The 2,794-nt window shown below is 66.4% G+C and carries 1 protein-coding gene and 1 pseudogene; both read left to right on the top strand.

Annotation, left to right across the window (positions count from 1 at the left end; all coding sequences use genetic code 11):
• On the top strand, positions 1-1,826 hold a 1,826-nt coding region (gene rpoB / locus ACIY1X_RS25800; RefSeq protein WP_399686376.1), incomplete at its 5' end, for a DNA-directed RNA polymerase subunit beta.
• 49 nt (positions 1,827-1,875) lie between these two features.
• Positions 1,876-2,794, top strand: a pseudogene (locus ACIY1X_RS25795) (DNA-directed RNA polymerase subunit beta'); the annotation flags it as partial.

Below are 2,794 nucleotides of genomic sequence, written 5' to 3'. Positions count from 1 at the left end.
TCTACACCCTGATCAAGTACACCCGCTCCAACCAGAACACCTGCATCAACCAGCGCCCGCTGGTGAACGTGGGCGACCGCGTGGAGCGCGGCGACGTGCTGGCCGACGGCCCCTCGACCGACATCGGCGAGCTGGCCCTGGGCCAGAACATGCTGGTCGCGTTCATGCCCTGGAACGGCTACAACTTCGAGGACTCGATCCTGCTCTCCGAGCGCGTGGTCGAGGAGGATCGCTACACCACGATCCACATCGAGGAGCTGACCGTCCAGGCCCGCGACACCAAGCTGGGCCCGGAGGAGATCTCCGCCGACATCCCCAACGTCTCCGAGCAGGCGCTCAACCGCCTCGACGAGTCGGGCGTGGTCTACATCGGCGCCGAGGTCCGCGCCGGCGACATCCTGGTCGGCAAGGTCACGCCGAAGGGCGAGTCGCAGCTGACCCCGGAAGAGAAGCTGCTGCGCGCGATCTTCGGCGAGAAGGCCTCGGACGTGAAGGACAGCTCGCTGCGCGTGCCCCCGGGCATGGACGGCGTGGTCATCGACGTCCAGGTGTTCACCCGCGACGGGATCGAGAAGGACAAGCGCGCGCGCCAGATCGAGGAATCCGAGATCAAGCGCGTCAAGAAGGACTTCGACGACCAGTTCCGGATCCTGGAGGGCGCGATCTACGCCCGCCTGCGCGAGCAGCTGCTCGGCAAGGTCGCCAACGGCGGCCCCGGCGTGAAGAAGGGCGACACCGTTTCCTCGCTGGTGCTCGACGGGCTGAAGAAGTCCGACTGGCTGCAGCTGCGGATGAAGGACGACGACGCCGCCGAGGCGATCGAGCGCGCGCAGAAGCAGATCGAGGCGCACAAGGCCGAGTTCGAGAAGCGCTTCCAGGACAAGCGCTCCAAGATCACCCAGGGCGACGACCTCGCCCCGGGCGTGCTGAAGATGGTCAAGGTCTACCTTGCGGTGAAGCGCCGCATCCAGCCGGGCGACAAGATGGCCGGCCGCCACGGCAACAAGGGCGTGGTGTCCACCATCGTGCCGGTCGAGGACATGCCGTACATGGCCAACGGCCAGTCGGTGGACATCGTCCTCAACCCGCTGGGCGTGCCGAGCCGCATGAACATCGGCCAGATCCTCGAGACCCACCTGGGCTGGGCCGCGAAGGGCCTGGGCGAGAAGATCGACCGGATGCTGCAGGCGCAGGCCAAGGTGGCCGAGCTGCGCAAGTTCCTCGACGAGATCTACAACCACGACTCCAGCGGTGCCCGCCGCGACATGCGCGTGGACCTGAAGCAGTTCAGCGACGAGGAGCTGCTGGCGCTGGCCCGCAACCTCACCGACGGCGTGCCGATGGCCACCCCGGTGTTCGACGGCGCCACCGAGGCCGAGATCAAGCACATGCTGACCCTGGCGGACCTGCCGACCAGCGGCCAGACCACGCTGTTCGACGGCCGCACCGGCGAGGCGTTCGAGCGCCCGGTCACCGTCGGCTACATGCACATGCTGAAGCTGAACCACCTGGTCGACGACAAGATGCACGCGCGCTCGACCGGCCCGTACTCGCTCGTCACCCAGCAGCCGCTGGGCGGCAAGGCGCAGTTCGGCGGCCAGCGCTTCGGCGAGATGGAGGTCTGGGCACTGGAAGCCTACGGCGCGGCCTACACCCTGCAGGAAATGCTGACGGTGAAGTCCGACGACGTGCAGGGCCGCAACCAGATGTACAAGAACATCGTCGATGGCGAGCACGAGATGGTCGCCGGCATGCCGGAGTCCTTCAACGTGCTGGTGAAGGAAATCCGCTCGCTGGCCATCAACATGGAGCTGGAGGAGCACTGATCCGCGCATTGCCGCGAACCCCAGTGCCCCTCGACCGGAGAACATCCAAATGAAAGACCTGCTCAATCTCTTCAACCAGCAGCGCCCCACGCTGGACTTCGACGCGATCAAGATCGCCCTGGCCTCCCCGGACCTGATCCGCTCGTGGTCCTACGGCGAGGTGAAGAAGCCGGAGACCATCAACTACCGCACCTTCAAGCCGGAGCGCGACGGCCTGTTCTGCGCCGCCATCTTCGGCCCGATCAAGGACTACGAGTGCCTGTGCGGCAAGTACAAGCGCATGAAGCACCGCGGCGTGGTCTGCGAGAAGTGCGGCACGGAAGTGACGCTGGCCAAGGTGCGCCGCGAGCGCATGGGCCACATCGACCTGGCCTCGCCCGTCGCCCACATCTGGTTCCTGAAGTCGCTGCCGTCGCGCATCGGCCTGATGCTGGACATGACCCTGCGCGACATCGAGCGCATCCTGTACTTCGAGGCCTACGTGGTCACCGAGCCGGGCCTGACCCCGCTCGAGCGCGGCCAGCTGCTCAATGAAGAGCAGTACATGCAGATGCGCCAGGAGCACGGCGACGACTTCGACGCCGCGATGGGCGCCGAGGCGGTGTACGAGCTGCTGCGCACGATCGACCTGCAGGCCGAGATGGTCAAGCTCAAGGAAGAGATCGCCGCCACTGGTTCGGAGACCAAGCTCAAGCGCCTGACCAAGCGGATCAAGCTGGTCGAGGCCTTCCTCGAGTCGGGCAACCGCCCCGAGTGGATGGTCATGACCGTGCTGCCGGTGCTGCCGCCGGACCTTCGCCCGCTGGTTCCGCTGGACGGCGGCCGCTTCGCGACCTCCGACCTGAACGACCTGTACCGCCGCGTCATCAACCGCAACAACCGCCTGCGCCGCCTGCTCGAGCTCAATGCGCCGGACATCATCGTGCGCAACGAGAAGCGCATGCTGCAGGAGTCGGTGGACGCGCTGA

Origin of the sequence: Xenophilus sp. (assembly GCF_044462705.1) — a bacterium.
GTDB classification, from domain to species: Bacteria; Pseudomonadota; Gammaproteobacteria; order Burkholderiales; family Burkholderiaceae_C; genus Xenophilus; species Xenophilus azovorans.
This window is presented reverse-complemented; position numbering and strand designations above follow the sequence as displayed.